Raw genomic sequence first — 19,994 nt, 5'->3', positions numbered from 1 at the left:
AGACACCGTGACCCAGACTGCTTCCACTGCCGGCCGCACGCCACTGGCCGTTCCCACCCAGGTGGCCCTCGCCGGGGTCTTCGCCGCCCTGATCGCCGTCTGCTCCATGCTGCCGCCGATTCCCGTGGGGGGATTCGGCGTGCCGATCACGCTGCAGACCTTCGCGGTCATGCTGACGGGACTCATACTCGGAGCCAGGCTCGGCTTCCTCTCCGTGGCGCTGTACGTGGTGGTGGGGCTCGTGGGGCTGCCCGTCTTCTCCGGCTTCAACGCCGGCTTCGGCGTCCTCGCGGGCCCCTCCGGCGGGTATCTGCTGGCCTTCCCGTTCGCTGCCGCGTTGGCCGGCGCCCTGGCCAGTGCGGTCCTGAAGCGCGGACAGGAGGCTGCGGCCCGGCGCCAGACCGGAGTGGGCCGGATGGGTTTCGGCTGGTGGGCCCTCGTCTGGCTCTCCGCCATGATCGGATCCTTCGTGTTCATCCACCCGATGGGCATCGGCGGGATGATGCTGGCACTCGATCTGGACCTGCCCACGGCGATCGCCGCGGACATGGTCTTCTGGCCGGGAGACGTCATCAAGAACGTGCTGGCCACCGCAGTGGCGGCCACGGTGATCCGCGCCTTCCCGGCGCTGGCCCTGCGCCGCTTCTGAACTCCGTGAGTGCGTCCGATGGACTGGAGGGGCTGCGGCTCAGGGATGTGGTGGTGGACCTGCCGGGCGCTGCACCCGGTCCGGGCCAGCAGCCCGGCGGCGAGGCCGGTACCGTCCGGGTGCTGGGGCCCATCAACCTGACCGTGACCGAACCCACGGTGGCGGTGATCGGCGCCAACGGCTCCGGCAAGTCCACCCTGGTGCGGCTGCTCAACGGGCTCGTGGCGCCCAGCGCCGGGGCCGTCACGGTGCATGGTCTGGATGCCGCCCGGGACACCGCGGCCGTTCGAGCCCGCACCGGATTCGTGTTCACCGACCCCCTCGTCCAGTTGGTCATGCCCACGGCCGGCGAGGACATCGAGCTGTCCCTGCGCCGCACCCACCGCAGCCGCAGCGACCGGCACTCCGCTGCCGTCAGCCTGTTGGAGGAACACGGCCTCGGAGGTCTGGAGCACCGCAGCATCTATGACCTCTCCGGGGGGCAGCGGCAGCGGCTGGCGCTGGCCTCGGTACTGGCCACGGATCCGGTGATGCTCGTGGCGGACGAACCCACCACCCTGCTCGACCTTCAGTGGACTCTCGAGGTGGAGGACCTGCTGCTGTCCCTGCCGGGCACCGGCCGCTGCGCCCAGCTGGTGTTCACCACGCATGACCTCGAGTTCGCGGCACAGGCCGAACGCTGTCTCGTGGTGGCGGACGGGCGCATCGCCCATGACGCCCCCGGCCCGGATGCCGTGAGGTGGTACCGACATGACGTGGCCTCCCGGCACCGTGGCCGCCGGGAGTCGGGTCAGTCATGAACCTGCTGGACCACCGGCCCGGTTCCTCGGTGATCCACCGGTGCCCGCTGTGGGCCAAGTACGCGGTGCTGGTGGCGCTCTCGGCCGTGCTCGTGTTCTGGCGCCACCCCGTGGTGGTGGCCGCCGCCCTCGCCGCGGTGCTGGGGCTCTACCTGGTGGCCGCACTCCCCCGGGAATTCCTGGCGCCCTGGAGGCGCGGCTGGCCCCTGCTGCTCTTCGCGGGAGTGGCTCGCTTCATCTCGGGCCTCTGGGGCCCTGCGGCGGCCCCGCCCCCAGACGCACTCGGGCCGGCCCTGGTGGTGGTCGCCGCCGTGTTCGGGGCTCTCGCCACGGCCAGGCTACTGGTCATCACGACTCCGGGGACCGAACTGTTGGACGGCCTCGAGTCCTTCTTCGGGGTGTTGCGACCCCTCGGCGTCCACCCCGCGTCCGCAGCGCTGGCAGTCAACGTGATGATCCGGTCGATCCCTTGGGTGGGCGGTGCGGTTCGGCGGAATGCGGAGGCGCTGGCCTCTCGTGGGCTGCGCCGAGGGCCGGTGCGGCTGATGGGCCCCGTCCTGGTGGCCACCGTGGGTCATGCCCGGGCCACGGGCGAGGCGCTGGCCGCGCGGGGGCTGCCCGCGGACGCGGAGGACTGACCCGCCCCAGGGCTGGTCCAAGCATCAGCTGAACCACCACCTTGACCACCACGGCCTTGACCACCGCTTAAAGCACAAAGTGACCAGACCACGTCACTGAGGTGGGGGTCAGGTCACTTTGCGCCTGGAGGCGGGGGTATCAGATGTTGAAGCCGAGGGCCCGCATCTGCTCACGACCGTCGTCGGTGATCTTCTCGGGACCCCACGGCGGCATCCAGACCCAGTTCAGGCGCCACTCGTCCACCATGGTGCCGATCGCCTGGCCGATCTGCTCCTCGATCATGTCCGTCAGCGGGCAGGCCGCCGTGGTGAGGGTCATGTCCAGGATCACGGCGCCGTCCTCGGCATAGTGCAGTCCGTAGAGCAGGCCCAGGTCCACCACGTTCACCCCCAGCTCGGGGTCCATCACGTCATGCAGGGCCTCGCGGACGTCGTCCAGGTCGGTCTGCGGTGCTTCGGTGGTCATATGCTCCTCCTCAGGCTCCGGCCACGGCCGTCTCGAACCGCTCGTAGCCCTCGGCCTCGAGGCGGTCGGCCAGCTCGGGTCCGCCCGACTCGGCGACCCGGCCGTCCACGAACACGTGGACGTGCTGCGGCTTGATGTACTGCAGGATCCGCGTGTAGTGGGTGATCAGCAGGGTACCCATGACGCCCGTGTCCTGGGCTCGGTTGACGCCATCGGAGACCACGCGCAGGGCGTCGACGTCCAGGCCGGAGTCGGTCTCGTCCAGCACTGCGAACTTGGGCTTGAACAGTTCGAGCTGAAGGATCTCCACGCGCTTCTTCTCGCCGCCGGAGAAGCCCTCGTTGACGTTGCGGGCCGCGAAGGCCGGATCGATCTTGAGATCCTGCATCGCGGTCTTGACGTCCTTGGTCCAGTGACGCAGGGACGGTGCCTCTCCGTCGATGGCGGTCTTGGCAGTCCGGAGGAAGTTGGTCATGGTGACACCGGGGATCTCCACCGGGTACTGCATGGCCAGGAACAGGCCGGCGCGGGCGCGCTCGTCCACCGACATCTCCAGGACGTCCTCGCCGTCCAGGGTGATGGAGCCGGAGGTCACCTCATAGCGCGGGTGGCCGGCGATCGTGGAGGCCAGGGTGGACTTGCCGGAGCCGTTGGGGCCCATGATGGCGTGCGTCTCCCCGGTGTTGATGGTGAGGGTGACGCCCTTGAGGATCTCCTTGGGACCGTTCTCGGTCTCGATGGAAACGTGCAGGTCCGTGATTTCCAGGATGGACATTCGTGTTCTCCTTGCAGGTTCCGCCGGTCGGCCGGCGGGAAGTTTCGGCGGGAAGGTCTGGTGTGTGGTGGGTTACGAGGACGATGCGGCCCGGTTCTGTACGATCGAGGTGTCGACCCACACGGAGTCGTCCTCGACGGTCAGCGCGTAGACGGCCACGGGCTCGGTGGCCGGCAGGACGTTCGGCGCGCCGGTCACGAGGTCGAAGGCCGAGCCATGCCCGATGCACTCCAACGCGCAGCCCTCGACGAAGCCGTCCGAGAGGGACACCTCCTCATGCGAGCAGATGTCGTTCAACGCATGGAGCGATCCGTCGGAGGCCCGGACCACGGCGACGTCGATCCCGTCGACCGTGAACCTCCGGGCCTCTTCCGGGCCGATCTCCGAGGCGGCACACACGCGCTGTCCGGTGGCCATCAGAAGTTGGCCACCTGCAGCTCGGAGTCCATCTGGTCCAGGAGGCCCTCCTCGATGTCGGCGATCCCGATCTTCTGGATGATCTCGTTGAGGAAGCCGCGCACGATGAGCTCGCGGGCATCCTTCTCCTCGATGCCGCGGGCCATCAGGTAGAACAGCTGCTCGTCGTCGAACTGGGCAGTGGAGGAGGCGTGGCCGGCCCCGTCGATCAGCCCGGTCTCGATCTCCAGGTTCGGCACGGAATCCACCCGGGTGCCCTCGGACAGGACGAGGTTCTGGTTCTTCTCGTAACTGTCCGTGCCCTCGGCCTCCTTGCGGATCAGGACGTCGCCCACCCAGACGGCGTGCGCGTCCTGACCCTGCAGGGCGCCCTTGTAGAGCACGTTGGACTTGGCGTTCGCCACGGCGTGGTCCACGAAGAGGCGCTGCTCCAGGTGCTGGCCGGCATCCGCGAAGTAGAGGCCGAACATCTCGGTCTCGGCGCCCTGCCCTGCCAACCGCGTGGTCGGCGTCAGGCGAACCAGCGAACCGCCGTAGGAGACGGCCACGTGCTTGATGCGGGCGTCCTTGCCGACCTTCACCTGCTGGGCGGAGACGTGCACGGCACCGGCCTCCCAGGCCTGCAGGCTGGTCACGTTCAACCCGGCCCCCTCCTGCACATCGAACTCGACATTCTGGGCCACCCGGGCGTTGCCCGTGTGACGGATGACGACGTCGGCCCGGGAGTTGGGCTCCGCGATGACCAGCAGGTGCTGGGCGGCGACCTCCTCCGAGGTCCCGGCGATCTCGATGCGCACGGGGGCGTCGACCTCGACGCCGGATCCGATGGTGACCACGGTGGCCTCGGTGAAGGAGGCCCACGCGGCGGCGGACACCCGGTCATCCGGGGTGAAGGCCGAGCCCAGACGAGCGTCCGAGCGGCCCACGGTCTCAACCCGGACGCCGTCCGACTCGGAGACCGTCAGCGCCGGCGCCGGACCGGTGAGGCGGGCCTCGTCTCCCTCGGGCAGGTGGAGTCCGGCCAGACGGTTCAGCGGCGTGAACCGCCAATCCTCCTCGCGGCCCGTCAGGGCCGGGAAATCCGCCAGCTCGTAGCTGGAGACGCGGTCCGCGCGAGAGGATCCGGGCTTGGCCCCTCCGCGTCCCCCGGCCGTAGCGGCACCGGAGGGCACGCTGTGAGTGGCGTGGCCGGCGTCGGACGCCTCGGCCACCGTGGTCGAGAGCTTCTCGCCCTCCTCACCCATGCCGGGGATGACGGGCACTCCCGCGCCCTGGGCGTCCAGTTCTTCAGTGGTGTTGACAGTCTGTGACACGCTCAGCCTACCGACCCTTCCATCTGCAATTCGATCAGCTTATTGAGTTCCAGGGCGTACTCCATGGGCAGCTCACGGGCGATGGGCTCGATGAACCCACGCACGATCATGGCCATGGCCTCCGTCTCGGACAGGCCGCGGCTCATCAGGTAGAAGAGCTGCTCCTCGGAGACCCTCGAGACCGTGGCCTCGTGGCCGAGGGTGGCGTCATCCTCGCGGATGTCGATGTACGGGTAGGTGTCCGAGCGGGAGATGGTGTCCACCAGCAGCGCGTCGCAGACCACGGAGTTCGCCGAGTTCTTGGCCCCCTCCATGACCTGTACCAGACCGCGGTAGGCCGCGCGGCCGCCGGAGCGCGCCACCGACTTGGAGACGATCGAGCTGGAGGTGTTCGGGGCCAGGTGGACCATCTTCGAACCGGTGTCCTGGTGCTGCCCGGCGCCGGCGAAGGCGATGGACAGGGTCTCCCCCTTGGCGTGCTCCCCCGTGAGGTACACGGCCGGGTACTTCTGGGTGACCTTCGAGCCGATGTTGCCGTCGATCCACTCCATGGTGGCGCCCTCTTCGGCGATGGCGCGCTTGGTCACCAGGTTGTACACGTTGGTGGACCAGTTCTGGATGGTGGTGTAGCGGACGCGGGCACCCTTCTTCGCCACGATCTCGACGACGGCCGAGTGCAGGGAGTCCGAGTTGTAGATCGGTGCGGTGCAACCCTCGATGTAGTGGACGTAGGAATCCTCGTCCGCGATGATGAGCGTCCGCTCGAACTGGCCCATGTTCTCCGTGTTGATCCGGAAGTAGGCCTGCAGCGGGATCTCCACATGGACGCCCTTGGGCACGTACACGAAGGAGCCGCCGGACCAGGTGGCGGTGTTCAGGGCGGCGAACTTGTTGTCCCCCACCGGGATGACGGAGCCGAAGTACTCCTTGAAGATCTCCGGGTACTCCTTCAGGCCGGTGTCCGTGTCCAGGAAGATGACGCCCTGCTCCTCCAGGTCCTCACGGATCTGGTGGTAGACGACCTCGGACTCGTACTGCGCGGCGACGCCGGACACCAGCCGCTCACGCTCCGCCTCGGGGATGCCGAGGCGCTCGTAGGTGTTGCGGATGTCCTCCGGCAGGTCCTCCCAGGAAGCCGCCTGACCCTCGGTGGAGCGGACGAAGTACTTGATGTTGTCGAAGTCGATTCCGGAGAGGTCGGCACCCCAGGTCGGCATCGGCTTGCGGTCGAAGTACTTCAAGCCCTTCAGCCGCAGGTTGAGCATCCATTCCGGCTCGTCCTTCTTGGACGAGATGTCCCGAACGACGTCCTCATTGATGCCGCGGCGCGCATTGGCACCGGCATCGTCCTGGTCCGACCAGCCGAACTGGTAGGCCCCAATGGAGTTGAGCTCTGGATTCTTCTCGAGAACCTCGGAGATGACGCCCTGATCGGCGTCCTCCTGGGTGATCTGATCAGTCATCGTAAGCCTCTCTGGTGATCGCGCTGATGGTCTGGTGGAAATCTGTGGGCCACTAGCCCCGGCCGAGCGGGACGTGGGTGGTGCAGACGTGCCCGCCGGTGGGCACGGTGGACAGGCGCCGGACGTCCACGCCGAGGAGCCGGGCGAAGAGCTCGGTCTCCTCCTCGCAGAACTCCGGGAACTGCGCCGCCAGATCCTGGAGGGGGCAGTGCCCCTGGCAGATCTGGGCCGCCCTCAGGGTGGGCTGCCCGGTGGTGGCGGCGCCACCCCTGCCGGCCCGACCCACGGTGCGCACGCTGGCGGCGAAGCCCTCGCCGTCCAGGACTCGGGCCAGGGCGTTCGTGCGTTCCTTCAGGTCCGTGGTGGTGCCGATGGCCTCGCGGTAGCGCTGCTCCACTGCGGCGAACCGCTGGCGGGCCACGGTGCGCACCGCGTCACGACCCGCCGCCGCACCGAGCTGGTCCAAGGCCTGGACAGCCACCTCGAGATAGTCGTTGCCGAGGCGGGACTGACCGGCACGGCTGACCACGTAGCGGCGGGAGGGGCGCCCGGCTCCGCGGTTCCCGGAGACGAGCTTGACCTCCACGGCGCCCTCCTCGGAGAGGACGTCGAGGTGGCGGCGGACGGCGGCTGCGGTGAGCTCCAGCGCCTCGCCCACGCGTGCGGCGCTGACGGGGCCCTGGGTCAGGACAACCTGAAGCACCCGCTCGCGGGTGCTCTCGCGCTGCCCATCGACCGGGGCACCGGCGGGCACGTCGATGTCACTGGGGGAATACACAACTGATAGTTTACCTAATTCCCGGAAGTCCGAAAGTAAGGTTGGCCTTGCCTGGCAGCACTCCCGTAGGGGCGCCGCCGACACTTCTACGATTCGTAGAACTCCCTCCTGCCACAGGTAGCATGGACGGGTGTCCTCGTCCTCCTCCGTGCTCGTGTCCCTGACGGGACTCCGCAAGACTGTCCGCACCCCCCGGGGACCGCTGGAGATCCTCCAGGGCGTGGACTTCCAGGCCCGCAGCGGCCAGGTCACCGCGCTGCTGGGCCCGAACGGTGCCGGGAAGACCACCACCCTGACCATCGCCCAGGGGCTGGACCGGCCCGACGTCGGCAGCGTCCGCCTCCTGGGCGAGGATCCCTGGCATGGAGGCCCGGCCCTGCGCAGCCAGGTCGGCGTCATGCTCCAGGACGGCGGCCTGCCGCCCTCCGCGAGTCCCGCACGGCTGCTGCGTCACGTCGCCTCCCTCTACCGCACGCCTGCCGACATGGACGCCCTGACGTCCAGGCTGGGGATCGATGAGTTCGCCGGCCGGGACATCCGCCGGCTGTCCGGAGGGCAGAAGCAGCGGGTGGCACTGGCGGCCGCCCTGGCCGGCCGCCCACGCATCGTCTTCCTCGACGAGCCCAGTGCCGGGCTCGACCCGATCTCGCGCCAGCTGGTCTTCGACCTCATCCTCGAGCTCAAGCACTCCGGGCTGGCCGTGGTGCTGACCACGCACCTGCTGGACGACGCGGAGCGACTCGCCGACCATGTGGTGCTGATGCGGAACGGGACGGTGGAGCGGGCCGGGACCGTGGCCCAACTGACCGACCGCTCCACACCCGCCCCGGTGCACTTCACCACCCCGCACCCCCTGGACTCCACGGCCATGACGGCCTTCCCCGACGGTCTGGACCTGGTCCCCGAGCCCCCGTCCGGAGGGCCGGCCACGGGGTCAGCACCGCCGCAGGGGTGCACCTTCCGGATCGAGGGCATCACCACGCCCGACGACTGGTCCGATCTGGCCTCCTGGTGGCGCGACCACCGGATCATGCCCACCGATGTCCGGCTGCTCCACCGATCCCTGGAGGACGTCTTCCTGGAGGTTGCCCCATGAGCGCCGTCGAACGGACACCCGGCGGCATCGCCGCTCAGGACACCGAACGGATGACGGACCAGACGACCGCCGCCGGTGCCTCGAACGCGAGCTCGCTGTTGCGGCGGATCCTGGCGCAGGGCCGCTACGAGTCCGTGACGGCCATCCGCAACGGCGAGCAGCTGCTGATCTCCCTCATCCTGCCGCTGATGGCGTTGTTCGCCGTGGTGTGGTCCGGCATGCTGGATGGTCCCGGCGTCCGCGGCGTGGACGTTGCCGTGCCCGGCATCCTCGCCCTCGCGGTGCTGAGTTCAGCCTTCACGGGTCAGGGCATCGCCACGGGCTTCGACCGGCGCTACGGTGTGCTGGCCTACCTGTCCACCACACCACTCGGCCCCATCGGCCTGGTGCTGGGCAAGGCCTGCGCGGTCCTGGCCGTCCTGCTGCTCCAGGTGGTGGTGATCGGCGGCGCCGGGCTGCTGCTGGGTTGGCAGCCCGAGGTCACCGGCCTCCTGTGGGCAGTGCTCTTCCTCATCCTGGGTGCCGGATCCTTCACGGCGCTGGGCCTGTTCATCGCCGGAACGGCCCGGCCGGAGGCCACCCTGGCCCTGACCAACCTGCTGTGGGTCCTGCTCGGCGCGGTCGGCGGGGCCGCCTTCCCGGTCCCCGGCCACAGCTGGCTGTCCATGGTGGCCGCCTACCTGCCCTCGGCTGCCCTGGGTGACGGGCTCCGTGCGGCCCTCGGCTCTGGGGCGCTCGATGTGGGCGCACTGCTCATCCTCATCGGCTGGGGCATCCTGGCCACCGCCGGCGCCCTGAAATGGTTCAAGTGGCGCTGATCCTCCAGGTTCGAAAGGAACTTCCGTGAGTACCCCCACGCAACCCCTGCGGTTGTCAGCCTCAGACGAAACCCCGGTCTCCTCGTGGCGGCGTCTCTGGCGGAAGGTGGACGCCGGTATCGGCCGTCTCGCCCCGCAGGACATCACCCGCACCACGTTCTGGCTCGCCGTCGTCTCCCTCATCACGGAGATCGGCATCATCGTCACCGGTGGCGCCGTGCGCCTGACCGCGTCAGGTCTCGGCTGCCCCACGTGGCCCACCTGCACCGACGACTCCTGGGTCAACACCCCGGAGATGGGGATCAACGGCGTCATCGAGTTCGGCAACCGTCTGCTGACCTTCGTGGTCGGGATGGCCGCTCTGGCGGTGCTGCTGTGGGTCTGGAACCTGAGGAGGTCCCACCCGAGCATCTTCTGGATCTCCGTGGGAATGCTCGCCTGCATCCCCGCCCAGGCCGTCGTCGGTGGCATCACCGTCTGGACCCATCTGAACCCCTGGGTGGTGGCCTTCCACTTCCTCGTCTCCTCCGTGATGGTCTGCTTCGCCACACTGTTGGTGAACCGCATCGCCGCCGAATGGCGGCACCGTCAGTCCGAGGCGAACCCGACCGCCGTGGTGGACGGGCCGACGTCGCCGGCCTCCCGCGCCATGGCCTGGGTGATCTTCGTGACCGGTTGGGTGGTGCTCTATCTCGGCACCGTGGTGACCGGCACCGGCCCCCACGGCGGTGATGCCGATGCCCCCCGGCACGACTTCGACCCGTTGGTCGTCACCCGGCTGCACGCCTTCCCCGTCTATGTGATGACCGCTGCAGCCGTCGTGCTGCTCATCGTGGTGCTGCGCCGGCAGTCCTCCCGCCTGCAGCGGATCTCGGCGTGGGCACTGATCGCCGTGATCGCCGTCCAGGGGGTTGTGGGCTACACCCAGCACCTCACCGGGCTGCCGATCGGAGTGGTGATCCTGCACATGCTGGGCACCGGCCTCGTGGTCTGGGGCATGACCACCGCCTGGGACCGGCAGGTCTCGGACTACCGGGTCCGGCCGGCCGTGCCCAGGGCGTGACCGTGCCCGCCGGGCCGCCGAGTCCACCGTCGCCAGGCCGAGGCCACTGAGGCCTCCACGGTCAGGACCGTTGGTGCGTTGCCGTCCCGTTCGGACTCAGGCGCGCCGCCTCGCCGGTTCGCCACACGCGGCGCGAGGCGCGAGGCGCCGCTACGCCGGGATGCTCAGGGAACGCTACTGCTTAGGGAACGCTCATCAAGAGCCGAGGCCCGGGACCTCCATGAGCGGAGCGCCCACGAAGGGATCCACGGCCAGCGCCACGAAGACCAGCGTCAGGTACGTGATGGAGAGGTGGAAGACCTTCATGGCCTTCTTGTCGTTGTACTCGGGCTTCTGGGACTCGGCGTACAGCACATGGGACTCGTACACGAACCAGCCGCCGGAGACCAGGGCCACGGCCGTGTACACGATGCCCGCCCAGCCCAACGGAACGAGCAGCAGCGAGCAGGCCACGGTGGCCCAGGCGTAGAGCACCACCTGGCTCGAGACCATGCGGGCAGAGGCCACGGCGCCCAGCATCGGGACCTCGGCTGCCTGGTAGTCGCGCTTGTACTTCAGGGACAGCGGCCAGTAGTGCGGCGGCGTCCACAGGAAGATGATCAGGAACAGCACCACGGCCGGCCACTCGATGGTCTCGCGGACCGCGGCCCAGGCGATGAGGACCGGGAAGCAGCCCGCGATCCCACCCCACACGATGTTCTGCTCGGTCCGGCGCTTGAGGATCAGGCTGTAGACCACCACGTAGAAGAAGATGGCGGCCACCCCGAGACCGGCGGCCAACAGGTTGGTGCCGAGGGCGAGGATCAGGATGGACAGCACGCCGATGACCCACGAGAAGACCAGTGCCTCGCGTGGGCTGACCTCACCGGTCACGAGGGGGCGCTTCTCGGTGCGCTTCATGAGCTTGTCGATGTCGCGGTCGATGTAGCAGTTGAAGGACGCCGAGGAACCGGCGGCCAGGGCGCCACCCACCATGGTCGCCACCATGCTCACCACGTCCGGGAACCCGCGTTGGGCGAAGATCATGGTGGGCAGCGTGGTGACGAGCAGCAGCTCCATCACGCGCGGCTTCGTCAGTGAGACATAGGCAGCCGCCTTACGCTTGAAACCGATCTTCCGGTGGTCTCCAGGGGCGCTGGTGGGCGCCGGTGTCCCGGCGGACTGGGCATCAAGGGTGCTGGGCATCTACTTCTCACGGTGCAGGGGGATGACGGATGGTGGTCCGGGAGTTCACGGAACACCCGCTCCAGTGTACCGGTCCCCCGCCGGAATGTCCGGCCGTGAACCGCACTTCGGGATAGGCTGGCGTGAGGCCGGTACCGAGCCTCGGTCCCTGTCACCCGTGTCATACGTTCAGGAGCTTCTTTCGTGACTTCAGCCCCGTCAGCCTCGTCCCTCCGCCGTAGCGAGCCCGCCCGCGGGTACACGTATTCGGACCTTGACCGCCAGGCCGTGGACACCCTGCGCGTCTTGGCCGCAGACGCCGTGGAGAAGGCCGGTCACGGCCACCCCGGGACCGCCATCTCGCTGGCACCCGTGGCATGGCAGCTCTTCCAGAACGTCATGCACCACGATCCGGCGGATGCCACCTGGGCCGGACGTGACCGCTTCATCCTCTCGGCCGGGCACAGCTCCCTGACCTTGTACCTCCAGCTCTTCGCGGCCGGTGCCGGCCTCGAGCTCGAGGACCTCGAGTCCCTGCGGACCTGGGGGTCCAAGACTCCCGGGCACCCTGAGTACGGCCACACGGACGGGGTGGAGATCACCACCGGTCCGCTGGGCCAGGGGCTCGCCTCCTCGGTGGGCTTCGCCTTCGCCCAGCGCCGGTTGCGGGGGCTGCTGGACCCGGAGGCGCCCGCCGGGACCAGCCCCTTCGACCACCACATCTTCGTCATCGCCTCGGACGGCGACCTCCAGGAGGGCGTCACCTCTGAGGCCTCCTCCCTGGCCGGCCACCAGGAGCTCGGCAACCTCGTGGTGATCTACGACGACAACGAGATCTCGATCGAGGATGACACGGACGTGGCGTTCAGCGAGGACGTGGCGGCCCGCTACGAGGCCTACGGCTGGCACGTCCAGACGGTGGACTGGCTCGCCACCGGGGACTATGTGGAGGACACGGCACAGTTGTTCACCGCACTGGCGGAGGCCAAGGCGCAGACGTCCCGGCCCTCGCTGATCAAGCTGCGCACCGTGATCGGCTGGCCCTCCCCCGGCAAGCAGGACACCGGGGCCATCCACGGTTCCAAGCTCGGCGGCGTGGAGTTGGCCGGGTTGAAGACCGTGCTCGGCTTCGATCCGGAACAGCACTTCGCGGTCGACGACGGCGTGCTGGCCCACGCTCGTGGCGTCCAGGAGCGCGCGGCGGCCTTCCGAGCCACCTGGGAGGACGCCTACGCCGCGTGGCGCGGAGCGAACCCGGAGCGAGCCCGGCTGTTCGACCGACTGAGTGCCGGAGAGCTGCCGGAGGGCTTCACCGAGGCGTTCCCCACGTTCGAGGCGGACTTCGATCCCACCTTCTCCGGCGGCGCGAAGGGACTGGCCACACGCGCCGCCTCCGGCAAGGTCCTCACCGCGCTGGCCCCGGTGATGCCGGAATTGTGGGGCGGCTCGGCCGACCTGGCCGGTTCGAACAACACCACCATGGACGGCGAGCCGTCCTTCATCCCCGCCAGCCGGCAGACCGCCACCTGGAAGGGGGACCCCTACGGGCGGACCCTGCACTTCGGAATCCGTGAGCACGCCGCCGGGTCCATCATCAACGGCATCTCCCTGGGGTCCCTGCTGCGCGCCTACATGGGCACGTTCCTGATCTTCTCTGACTACCAACGCCCGGCGATCCGCATCGGGGCTCTCATGGGCACCCCGGCCATCTACGTGTGGACCCACGACTCGATCGGCCTCGGTGAGGACGGCCCCACGCACCAGCCGGTGGAGCAGCTGGCCTCCCTGCGTGCCATCCCCGGATTGGCCGTGGTCCGCCCGGCGGACGCCAACGAGGTGTCCTGGGCGTGGAAGGCCATCCTGGAGCAGACCGATGGCCCCGCCGGGATCGTGCTGTCCCGGCAGAATCTGCCCGTCTTCCCTCGCAACGAGCAGGGATTCGCCGGCGCCGAGAACACGGCCCGGGGCGCCTATGTGCTGATGGACTCCACGGACGCGGACGGCGCGCCGGTGGAACCACAGGCCATCCTCATCGGCACCGGTTCGGAGGTCCAGCTGGCCGTGGAGGCACGCGAGTCGCTCCAGTCCGAGGGCGTACCGACCCGGGTGGTCTCCGCCCCCTGCCTCGAATGGTTCGACGCCCAGGAGGAGTCCTACCGGGACGCGGTGCTGCCGGAGAACGGTGCCGTGAGGGTCTCGGTGGAGGCCGGCATCGCCCAGGGCTGGGCGAAGTACACCGGCGTCCGCGGTGCCCAGGTCTCCCTGGAGCACTACGGCGCCTCGGCCGACTTCCAGACCCTGTTCCGCGAGTACGGCATCACGGCCGAGGCCGTGGCCGCCGCCGCCCGAGACCTCCTCGGCCGCTGAGCCCAGCGGCGATTTCCCCCAGCAACACCCGGACCCAGGGAGCAGCGATGACCGAACAGAACCCGAACACCCGTGCACTGACAGAGGCCGGTGTGTCCATCTGGCTCGATGACCTGTCCCGCGAACGCATCGCCACGGGCAACCTCGTCGAGCTGATCGAGACCCGGTCAGTCACCGGCGTCACCACCAACCCGTCGATCTTCGCGGCCGCCCTGAAGGACGGCCAGGCCTACGCCGAGCAACTGGCCCACCTGGCCGCGGACGGCGCGGACGTGGACCGTGCCGTCTTCGAGCTGACCACGCAGGACGTCCAGGCGGCGTGTGACGTCTTCGCACCCGTCTACGAGGCCACCGGCGGTGTGGACGGGCGGGTCTCGATCGAGGTGGACCCCCGGTCCGCGCGGGACGCCACCCGGACGGTGGAAGAGGCCCAGGCGCTGGCGAAGGCCGTGGATCGGCCGAACGTGCTGGTGAAGATCCCGGCCACCGAGGAGGGCCTGCCGGCCATCACCGCCACCCTGGCCGCGGGCATCAGCGTCAATGTGACCCTGATCTTCTCCCTGTCCCGCTACCGCGAGGTGCTCAACGCCTGGCTGCTCGGTCTCGAACAGGCCCACGCGGCCGGCATCGACCTGTCCACCCTGCACTCGGTGGCAAGCTTCTTCGTCTCCCGGGTGGATTCCGAGGTGGACCGCCGCCTGCGCGAGTCCGGATCCGAGGGAGCGGAGGGCCTGACCGGACAGGCGGGACTGGCCAACGCCCGTCTGTCCTACCGGATCTACACCGAGACCCTGGACACGGAGCGCTGGCGGGTCCTGGAGGCGGCCGGGGCTCACGCCCAGCGGCCGCTCTGGGCATCCACCGGCACCAAGGACCCGGCCCTGCCGGACACGGCCTACGTCACCGGGCTGGTGGCCCCTGAGACGGTCAACACCATGCCGGAGAAGACACTGGAGGCCCTCGCGGACCACGGGGAGGTCACCGGGGACACCATCACCGCCGGCTATGAGGAGGCCGACCGTGTCCTCGACGCGATCGGTCACGCGGGCGTGGACTACAACGACGTGGTGGCCGTGCTGGAGGCCGAGGGCGTGGAGAAGTTCGTCACCAGCTGGCAGGAGCTGTTGCAGACCGTCAGCACCGCGATCAAGGACGCCTCATGAGCGCGCTCGGACTGCAGGCCACCGGGGACGCCCTCGCGGCGATCGACCGCCACGTCCCGGCCCTGGTGGAGGCCGAGGTCGCCAGCCGGCTGTCCGCTCAGGACCCCACGCTCTGGGGTCCGGAGGCGGAGGAGGAGTCCTCGCGGCGGCTCGGGTGGATGGATCCCTTCGAGGACTCGCGCGCCCTCGTGCCGCAGATCGAGGCACTGCGCACCGAACTCGCCGCCGAGGGGATCAACCGCGTGGTACTGGCCGGGATGGGAGGGTCCTCGCTGGCCCCCGAGGTCATCGCCGCCACCGCGGGCCGGTCCCTCACCGTCCTGGATTCCACCGACCCCGAGATGGTGGGCAACGTCCTGGCCGCCGGCGTCACGGACACCATCCTGGTGGTGTCCTCGAAGTCGGGCTCCACCGTGGAGACCGACTCGCAGCGCCGAGTGTTCGAGCAGGCCTTCACGGACGCGGGCCTGGAGCCCGGATCGCGCATGGTGGTGGTCACCGATCCGGGTTCCCCTCTGGAGCAGTCGGCCCGCGAGTCCGGCTACCGGCACGTCTTCACAGCCGATCCGACCGTGGGCGGACGCTACTCGGCGCTGACCGCCTTCGGCCTGGTGCCCACGGGCCTGGCCGGGGTGGACATCGCCGCGCTGCTCGACGACGCCGAGGAGACGCGTGAGGTCCTGTCCACCGATGACACGGACAACCCCGGGCTGCAGCTGGCCGCAGCGATGGCCGGCACGGACCCGCTGCGCAACAAGCTCATCATCTCCGACGAGGCCTCCGGAATGGTCGGCTTCGGCTCCTGGGCCGAACAGCTGATCGCCGAGTCCACCGGCAAGGAGGGCACCGGTGTGCTGCCCGTGGTGGTGGACGCGGGCGACCCGGAGACGCGCTCGGACGCCGGGGATCTCCTCCAGATCCGCCTCGTGTCCGATCCCGAGGACCGCGAGGAGTCCTTCGACCGCCCAGACGGTTCGGGCGCGTCGGACGGCTCTGGGGCCACCGGAGCCTCGTCCCACCACGCGATCGAGGTCTTCGGGTCCTTGGGCGCCCAGCTGCTGTTGTGGGAGTTCGCCACCGCCGTGGCCGGGCGCATCCTGGGCATCAACCCCTTCGACCAGCCGGACGTGGAGGCCGCGAAGACGGCCACCCGTGGACTGCTCGACGCCACGGCCGGTGGGAGCTTCCAGGCCGAGCCGGAGACCGCGATCGGTGCCGTGCAGGTCTCCGGACCAGCCGCCGTCGTGCAGGCCGGAGGCGGGGGCGACCTGGCCGCGGTGTTGGACGCAGTGTCCCAGCTGGTGCCGGATCGCGGCTATCTGGCGGTTCAGGCCTATCTGGACCGGCTCGGCTACACCGAGCTGGAGGTGTTGCGGGATGCGTTGGCCGCACGCTCCGGCCGGCCCGTCACCTTCGGGTGGGGCCCCCGGTTCCTGCACTCGACCGGTCAATACCACAAGGGCGGCGCGCCGGAGGGCGTGTTCCTGCAGATCACGGCTGATTCGGACCTTGATCTCGACATCCCAGGACGGCCCTTCACCTTCGGCCAGTTGCTGTCCGCACAGGCCGCCGGCGACGCCTCCGTGCTGCGCGAACACGGCCGGCCCGTGATCCGACTGCACCTCACCGAACGGACCGAGGGAGTCGGCGCGCTCCTGCATGCGGTGAACGGAGCGAACGGCTCGGATGCCTGAATCCTCACGCACCAATCCCCTGCGGGACTCGCGAGACCGGCGGCTGACCCGGATCGCCGGACCTTCAGCCCTCGTGCTCTTCGGTGTCACCGGTGACCTCGCCCGCAAGAAGCTGCTGCCGGCCATCTACGACCTGGCGAACCGCGGGCTGTTGCCGCCGGGATTCTCCCTCATCGGGTTCGGACGCCGCGAGTGGAGTGACGAGGAGTTCACGGACTACGTGCGCAGTTCCGTGGAGTCGTCGGCCCGGACCGGCTGGAATGACACCGTGTGGGACCAGCTGCGCGGCGGCTTCCGGTTCGTCTCCGGTGGCTTCGATGATTCGGCCGCGTACGAGGACCTCCGGGAGACACTGAGCGGTCTCGAGGTCTCCCGCGGCACGGCCGGCAACACCGTGTACTACCTGTCCATCCCACCGGACTGGTTCGAGGAGGTCAGCCAGCAGTTGGCCGACCACGGCCTGGCCGGGCGGCAGCACGACACCTCGGACCGCCCCTGGCGCCGCGTGGTGATCGAGAAGCCGTTCGGCCACGATCTGGCCAGTGCGCGCGAGCTCAACGACGTGATCGAGCAGGTCTTCCTGCCGGATGCCGTCTTCCGGATCGACCACTACCTCGGCAAGGAGACCGTCCAGAACATCCTGGCCCTGAGGTTCGCCAACCGCCTCTTCGAGCCACTGTGGAACTCCAACCATGTGGACCATGTGCAGATCACCATGGCCGAGGACATCGGGATCGGCGGGCGTGCCAGCTACTACGACGGCGTGGGCGCCGCCCGCGATGTCATCCAGAACCACCTGTTGCAGCTGCTCGCGCTGACCGCCATGGAGGAGCCGATCTCCTTCGACGCAGACCACCTGCGCGCCGAGAAGGAGAAGGTGCTGGCCGCCGTGGAGGTCCCCGTGGACGACGACGGCCTGGGCGCCTCATCGGCCCGCGGCCAGTACCGCGGGGGTTGGCAGGGCGGCGAGAAGGTGACCGGCTTCCTCGAGGAGGAGGGCTTCAACCCGGCCTCCACCACCGAGACCTATGCGGCGCTCAAGCTCGGCATCCGCACCCGGCGGTGGGACGGGGTGCCCTTCTACCTCCGGGCCGGCAAACGCCTGGGCCGGCGCGTGACCGAGATCGCCGTGGTGCTCAAGCGCGCACCCAACCTGCTCTTCCCGGGTCACGAGGAGGACGAGTTCGGACAGAACACCATCGTGATCCGCGTGCAGCCGGACGAGGGGGTCACCATCCGCTTCGCGTCCAAGGTCCCCGGGACCCAGCAGGAGGTCCGGGACGTGACGATGGACTTCGGGTACGGTCACGCCTTCACCGAGGACAGCCCCGAGGCCTATGAGCGGTTGATCCTCGACGTGCTCCTGGGAGAGCCCCCGCTGTTCCCCCGGCAGGCTGAGGTAGAGCTGTCCTGGGCCATCCTCGACCCCTTCGAGGAGTACTGGGCCTCACTGGCGGGCCAGCCCGAGCCCTACGCCCCCGGCAGCTGGGGCCCGGAGGCCGCGGACGAACTGATGGCCCGCGACGGCCGTGTCTGGAGGAGGCCCTGATGATCATCGATGTCCATGACACCACCACCTCCCAGATCGCCAAGGAGATGAACCGCCTCCGGGAGGCCGGCGGCGTGGTGACCCTCGGCCGGGTGCTGACGCTGGTCATCTCCACCACGCCGGGGCATGCCGAGGAGGCCATCCGGGCCGCCAATCTGGCCAGCCGGGAGCACCCCTGCCAGATCATCGTCCTGGCCGCAGGCGACCCTGTCGCCGAGACACGACTGGACGCTCAGATCCGCGTGGGCGGAGATGCAGGGGCCTCCGACGTGGTCATCCTCTATGGATCCGGCTCCAACGCCGAGGAGTCGGAGACCCTCATCGGGGCCCTGCTGCTGCCGGACGCCCCCATCGTGGTCTGGTGGCCCCAGGGGGCCCCGGCCGTGCCCGCCGAGTCCGCCCTGGGCAGCATGGCCCACCGGCGCATCACGGACACGGCCACCGCGGCCAGGCCCCGACAGGCGCTCATGCACCTGCGCCAGACCTACCACGCAGGGGACACCGACCTGTCCTGGACCCGGTTGACGGGCTGGCGCATCCAGCTGGCCGCGATCCTGGACGGCCTGGAGGCCTCCGAGATCCTCTCCGTCACCGTGGACGGGGCCGAGGACTCCCCCTCCACCCTGCTCCTGGCGGCCTGGCTCACCCGGTGCCTCGGCGTGCCCGTCACCATGGCCCACTCCAAGGCCGGCCAGGGGATGCGCTCCGTGCGGCTGCGGCGCCGCGCAGGCGATGTGGTGCTGTCACGGCCGGCGGGCGACGTGGCCTCCCTCTATCAGCAGGGCCGTCCGGTCCAGCACATCTCCCTGCCCAAGCGCAGTGACCAGGACTGCCTCGCCGAGGAGCTGCGCCGGCTGGACCCGGACGAGGTGTTCGGTGATGTGGTGGTCAACGGGCTGCCGCTGACCGATCTGAAGGCGGTGCAGCCCAGTGAGCGATGAGACACGCCTGTTCCCCGACCGGGAAGCACTGTGCCGGCAGGCCGCCACGGAATTGCTGGAGGTCCTGGCCGCCGCCGTGAAACTCCGCGGTGAGGCCTCCGCCGTGCTGACGGGCGGCGGCACCGGCACCGGCATCCTGACCGCTGTGGCGGAGCTGCTGGAGACCGCGGAGCAGCCGGAGGCCGCCGGCCAGGCAGCGGTGACAGCGCCGGACTGGTCCCGCGTCCACCTGTGGTGGGGTGACGAGCGCTTCCTGCCCGTGGGCGACCCGGAGCGCAATGAGGTGCAGGCCCACCGGGCGCTGCTGGACCGCCTGACGGACCCGTCGGGCCCGGTGCGGATGCCGGCGGCGAACGTCCACCCGATGCCGGCAGCCACTGGTTGCGCGCCGGGTGAGGCGGCGGACGCCTACGCGGCGGAGCTGCTCTCCCGGGCGCGGGTGCGGAACTCGGAGACTGACCGGGACGGGGGCGGCGTGGATCGCCGGCTCCCCGTCTTCGACGTGGTCCTCCTGGGGGTCGGCCCCGATGCGCACGTGGCCAGCCTCTTCCCCGGACGGCCGGGGCCCCTGGCCGTGGGAGCCACCGTCATCCCGGTGACCGACTCCCCCAAGCCTCCGCCACAACGACTCTCCCTGACCGTGGAGGCCCTCAACACCGCCGAGCGAGTGTGGTTCGTGGTGGCCGGCACGGACAAGGCCGAGGCCGTGGGCGAGGTCCGGCGGGCCCGGGACCACAGAAGCACCGACGCGGCCCGGTGGCCGGCCTCAGTGGTCTCGGGACGTATGGCCACCACGTGGTGGCTGGACGAGGCCGCTGCCGGAAACTGACCGGCCGACGG

Annotated in this window: 19 protein-coding genes; 12 read left to right on the top strand and 7 right to left on the bottom strand. The window is 69.6% G+C overall.

Going from position 1 to position 19,994, the window contains the following annotated elements; genetic code table 11:
• Window positions 1-7 precede the first annotated feature (7 nt).
• Genes IMT31_RS01165 through IMT31_RS01155 form a run of 3 tightly spaced genes read left to right on the top strand, consistent with a single transcriptional unit; the run spans window position 8 to window position 2,087 of the window.
• Complete coding sequence (locus IMT31_RS01165; RefSeq protein ID WP_345361425.1) at window positions 8-649, top strand: biotin transporter BioY; 642 nt, start codon at window positions 8-10, stop codon at window positions 647-649.
• 5 nt (window positions 650-654) lie between these two features.
• Window positions 655-1,449: an energy-coupling factor ABC transporter ATP-binding protein gene (locus tag IMT31_RS01160; protein ID WP_413543484.1), complete on the top strand. Its 795-nt coding sequence runs from the start codon at window positions 655-657 to the stop codon at window positions 1,447-1,449.
• Window positions 1,446-2,087, top strand: coding sequence for a CbiQ family ECF transporter T component (locus tag IMT31_RS01155; RefSeq protein ID WP_413543483.1), 642 nt, complete (start codon window positions 1,446-1,448; stop codon window positions 2,085-2,087). Before IMT31_RS01160 ends, IMT31_RS01155 begins: the two co-directional genes overlap by 4 nt.
• Before the next feature lie 139 nt (window positions 2,088-2,226).
• Here IMT31_RS01155 and IMT31_RS01150 read toward each other — a convergent pair whose 3' ends face one another.
• From IMT31_RS01150 to IMT31_RS01125, 6 genes are all read right to left on the bottom strand, one after another.
• A complete protein-coding gene (locus IMT31_RS01150; RefSeq protein WP_345361434.1) occupies window positions 2,227-2,553 on the bottom strand; it encodes a metal-sulfur cluster assembly factor in 327 nt (108 codons plus the stop codon).
• A gap of 10 nt (window positions 2,554-2,563) precedes the next feature.
• Window positions 2,564-3,328 (bottom strand): Fe-S cluster assembly ATPase SufC, encoded by a 765-nt coding sequence (gene sufC, locus IMT31_RS01145; RefSeq protein ID WP_345361437.1) that lies wholly within the window; start codon window positions 3,326-3,328, stop codon window positions 2,564-2,566.
• A 72-nt stretch (window positions 3,329-3,400) separates the two neighbouring features.
• Entirely contained in the window at window positions 3,401-3,745 is a 345-nt protein-coding gene (locus IMT31_RS01140; RefSeq protein WP_345361440.1) for a non-heme iron oxygenase ferredoxin subunit, read from the bottom strand.
• Window positions 3,745-5,058, bottom strand: coding sequence for a Fe-S cluster assembly protein SufD (sufD, locus tag IMT31_RS01135; RefSeq protein ID WP_413543482.1), 1,314 nt, complete (start codon window positions 5,056-5,058; stop codon window positions 3,745-3,747). The genes IMT31_RS01140 and sufD overlap by 1 nt, the downstream gene beginning before the upstream one ends.
• A 2-nt stretch (window positions 5,059-5,060) precedes the next feature.
• Window positions 5,061-6,521 (bottom strand): Fe-S cluster assembly protein SufB, encoded by a 1,461-nt coding sequence (gene sufB / locus IMT31_RS01130; RefSeq protein ID WP_345361446.1) that lies wholly within the window; start codon window positions 6,519-6,521, stop codon window positions 5,061-5,063.
• 52 nt (window positions 6,522-6,573) lie between these two features.
• Complete coding sequence (locus IMT31_RS01125) at window positions 6,574-7,299, bottom strand: HTH domain-containing protein (RefSeq protein ID WP_345361449.1); 726 nt, start codon at window positions 7,297-7,299, stop codon at window positions 6,574-6,576.
• Between the two features lie 130 nt (window positions 7,300-7,429).
• Here IMT31_RS01125 and IMT31_RS01120 point away from each other — a divergent pair, with 130 nt between their 5' ends.
• The 3 genes from IMT31_RS01120 to IMT31_RS01110 are packed head-to-tail and all read left to right on the top strand — an operon-like array spanning window position 7,430 to window position 10,276.
• The gene (locus IMT31_RS01120; protein WP_413543481.1) at window positions 7,430-8,395 is read left to right on the top strand and encodes an ABC transporter ATP-binding protein; all 966 of its coding nucleotides are present in this window, start codon (window positions 7,430-7,432) and stop codon (window positions 8,393-8,395) included.
• 50 nt (window positions 8,396-8,445) lie between these two features.
• Entirely contained in the window at window positions 8,446-9,213 is a 768-nt protein-coding gene (locus tag IMT31_RS01115; protein WP_413544347.1) for an ABC transporter permease, read from the top strand.
• 25 nt (window positions 9,214-9,238) lie between these two features.
• Window positions 9,239-10,276 (top strand): COX15/CtaA family protein, encoded by a 1,038-nt coding sequence (locus tag IMT31_RS01110; protein WP_413543480.1) that lies wholly within the window; start codon window positions 9,239-9,241, stop codon window positions 10,274-10,276.
• Between the two features lie 195 nt (window positions 10,277-10,471).
• Here IMT31_RS01110 and IMT31_RS01105 read toward each other — a convergent pair whose 3' ends face one another.
• Window positions 10,472-11,461 carry a heme o synthase gene (locus IMT31_RS01105; protein WP_345361458.1) on the bottom strand — a complete coding sequence of 330 codons (990 nt, stop codon included), beginning with the start codon at window positions 11,459-11,461 and terminating at the stop codon, window positions 10,472-10,474.
• 183 nt (window positions 11,462-11,644) lie between these two features.
• Between IMT31_RS01105 and tkt the strand changes: the two genes are divergently transcribed.
• From tkt to pgl, 6 genes are read left to right on the top strand one after another with little or no spacing between them, the layout of a single operon-like run.
• Entirely contained in the window at window positions 11,645-13,807 is a 2,163-nt protein-coding gene (tkt, locus tag IMT31_RS01100; protein WP_413543479.1) for a transketolase, read from the top strand.
• A 47-nt stretch (window positions 13,808-13,854) separates the two neighbouring features.
• On the top strand, window positions 13,855-14,970 hold the full coding sequence (tal, locus tag IMT31_RS01095) for a transaldolase (RefSeq protein WP_413543478.1): 1,116 nt from the start codon (window positions 13,855-13,857) through the stop codon (window positions 14,968-14,970).
• Window positions 14,967-16,664: a glucose-6-phosphate isomerase gene (locus tag IMT31_RS01090; protein WP_413543477.1), complete on the top strand. Its 1,698-nt coding sequence runs from the start codon at window positions 14,967-14,969 to the stop codon at window positions 16,662-16,664. The genes tal and IMT31_RS01090 overlap by 4 nt, the downstream gene beginning before the upstream one ends.
• Window positions 16,657-18,213: a glucose-6-phosphate dehydrogenase gene (gene zwf, locus IMT31_RS01085; protein ID WP_413543476.1), complete on the top strand. Its 1,557-nt coding sequence runs from the start codon at window positions 16,657-16,659 to the stop codon at window positions 18,211-18,213. The genes IMT31_RS01090 and zwf overlap by 8 nt, the downstream gene beginning before the upstream one ends.
• Window positions 18,213-19,154, top strand: coding sequence for a glucose-6-phosphate dehydrogenase assembly protein OpcA (locus tag IMT31_RS01080; RefSeq protein ID WP_413543475.1), 942 nt, complete (start codon window positions 18,213-18,215; stop codon window positions 19,152-19,154). Before zwf ends, IMT31_RS01080 begins: the two co-directional genes overlap by 1 nt.
• The gene (gene pgl / locus IMT31_RS01075; RefSeq protein WP_413543474.1) at window positions 19,144-19,983 is read left to right on the top strand and encodes a 6-phosphogluconolactonase; all 840 of its coding nucleotides are present in this window, start codon (window positions 19,144-19,146) and stop codon (window positions 19,981-19,983) included. Before IMT31_RS01080 ends, pgl begins: the two co-directional genes overlap by 11 nt.
• The last annotated feature ends 11 nt before the right edge of the window (window positions 19,984-19,994 follow it).

It is taken from the genome of Citricoccus nitrophenolicus (genome assembly GCF_047305825.1).
Classification (GTDB): Bacteria; Actinomycetota; Actinomycetes; order Actinomycetales; family Micrococcaceae; genus Citricoccus; species Citricoccus nitrophenolicus.
Note: the sequence above shows the minus strand (reverse complement) of the source record. Positions and strands in the feature narration are given on the sequence as shown.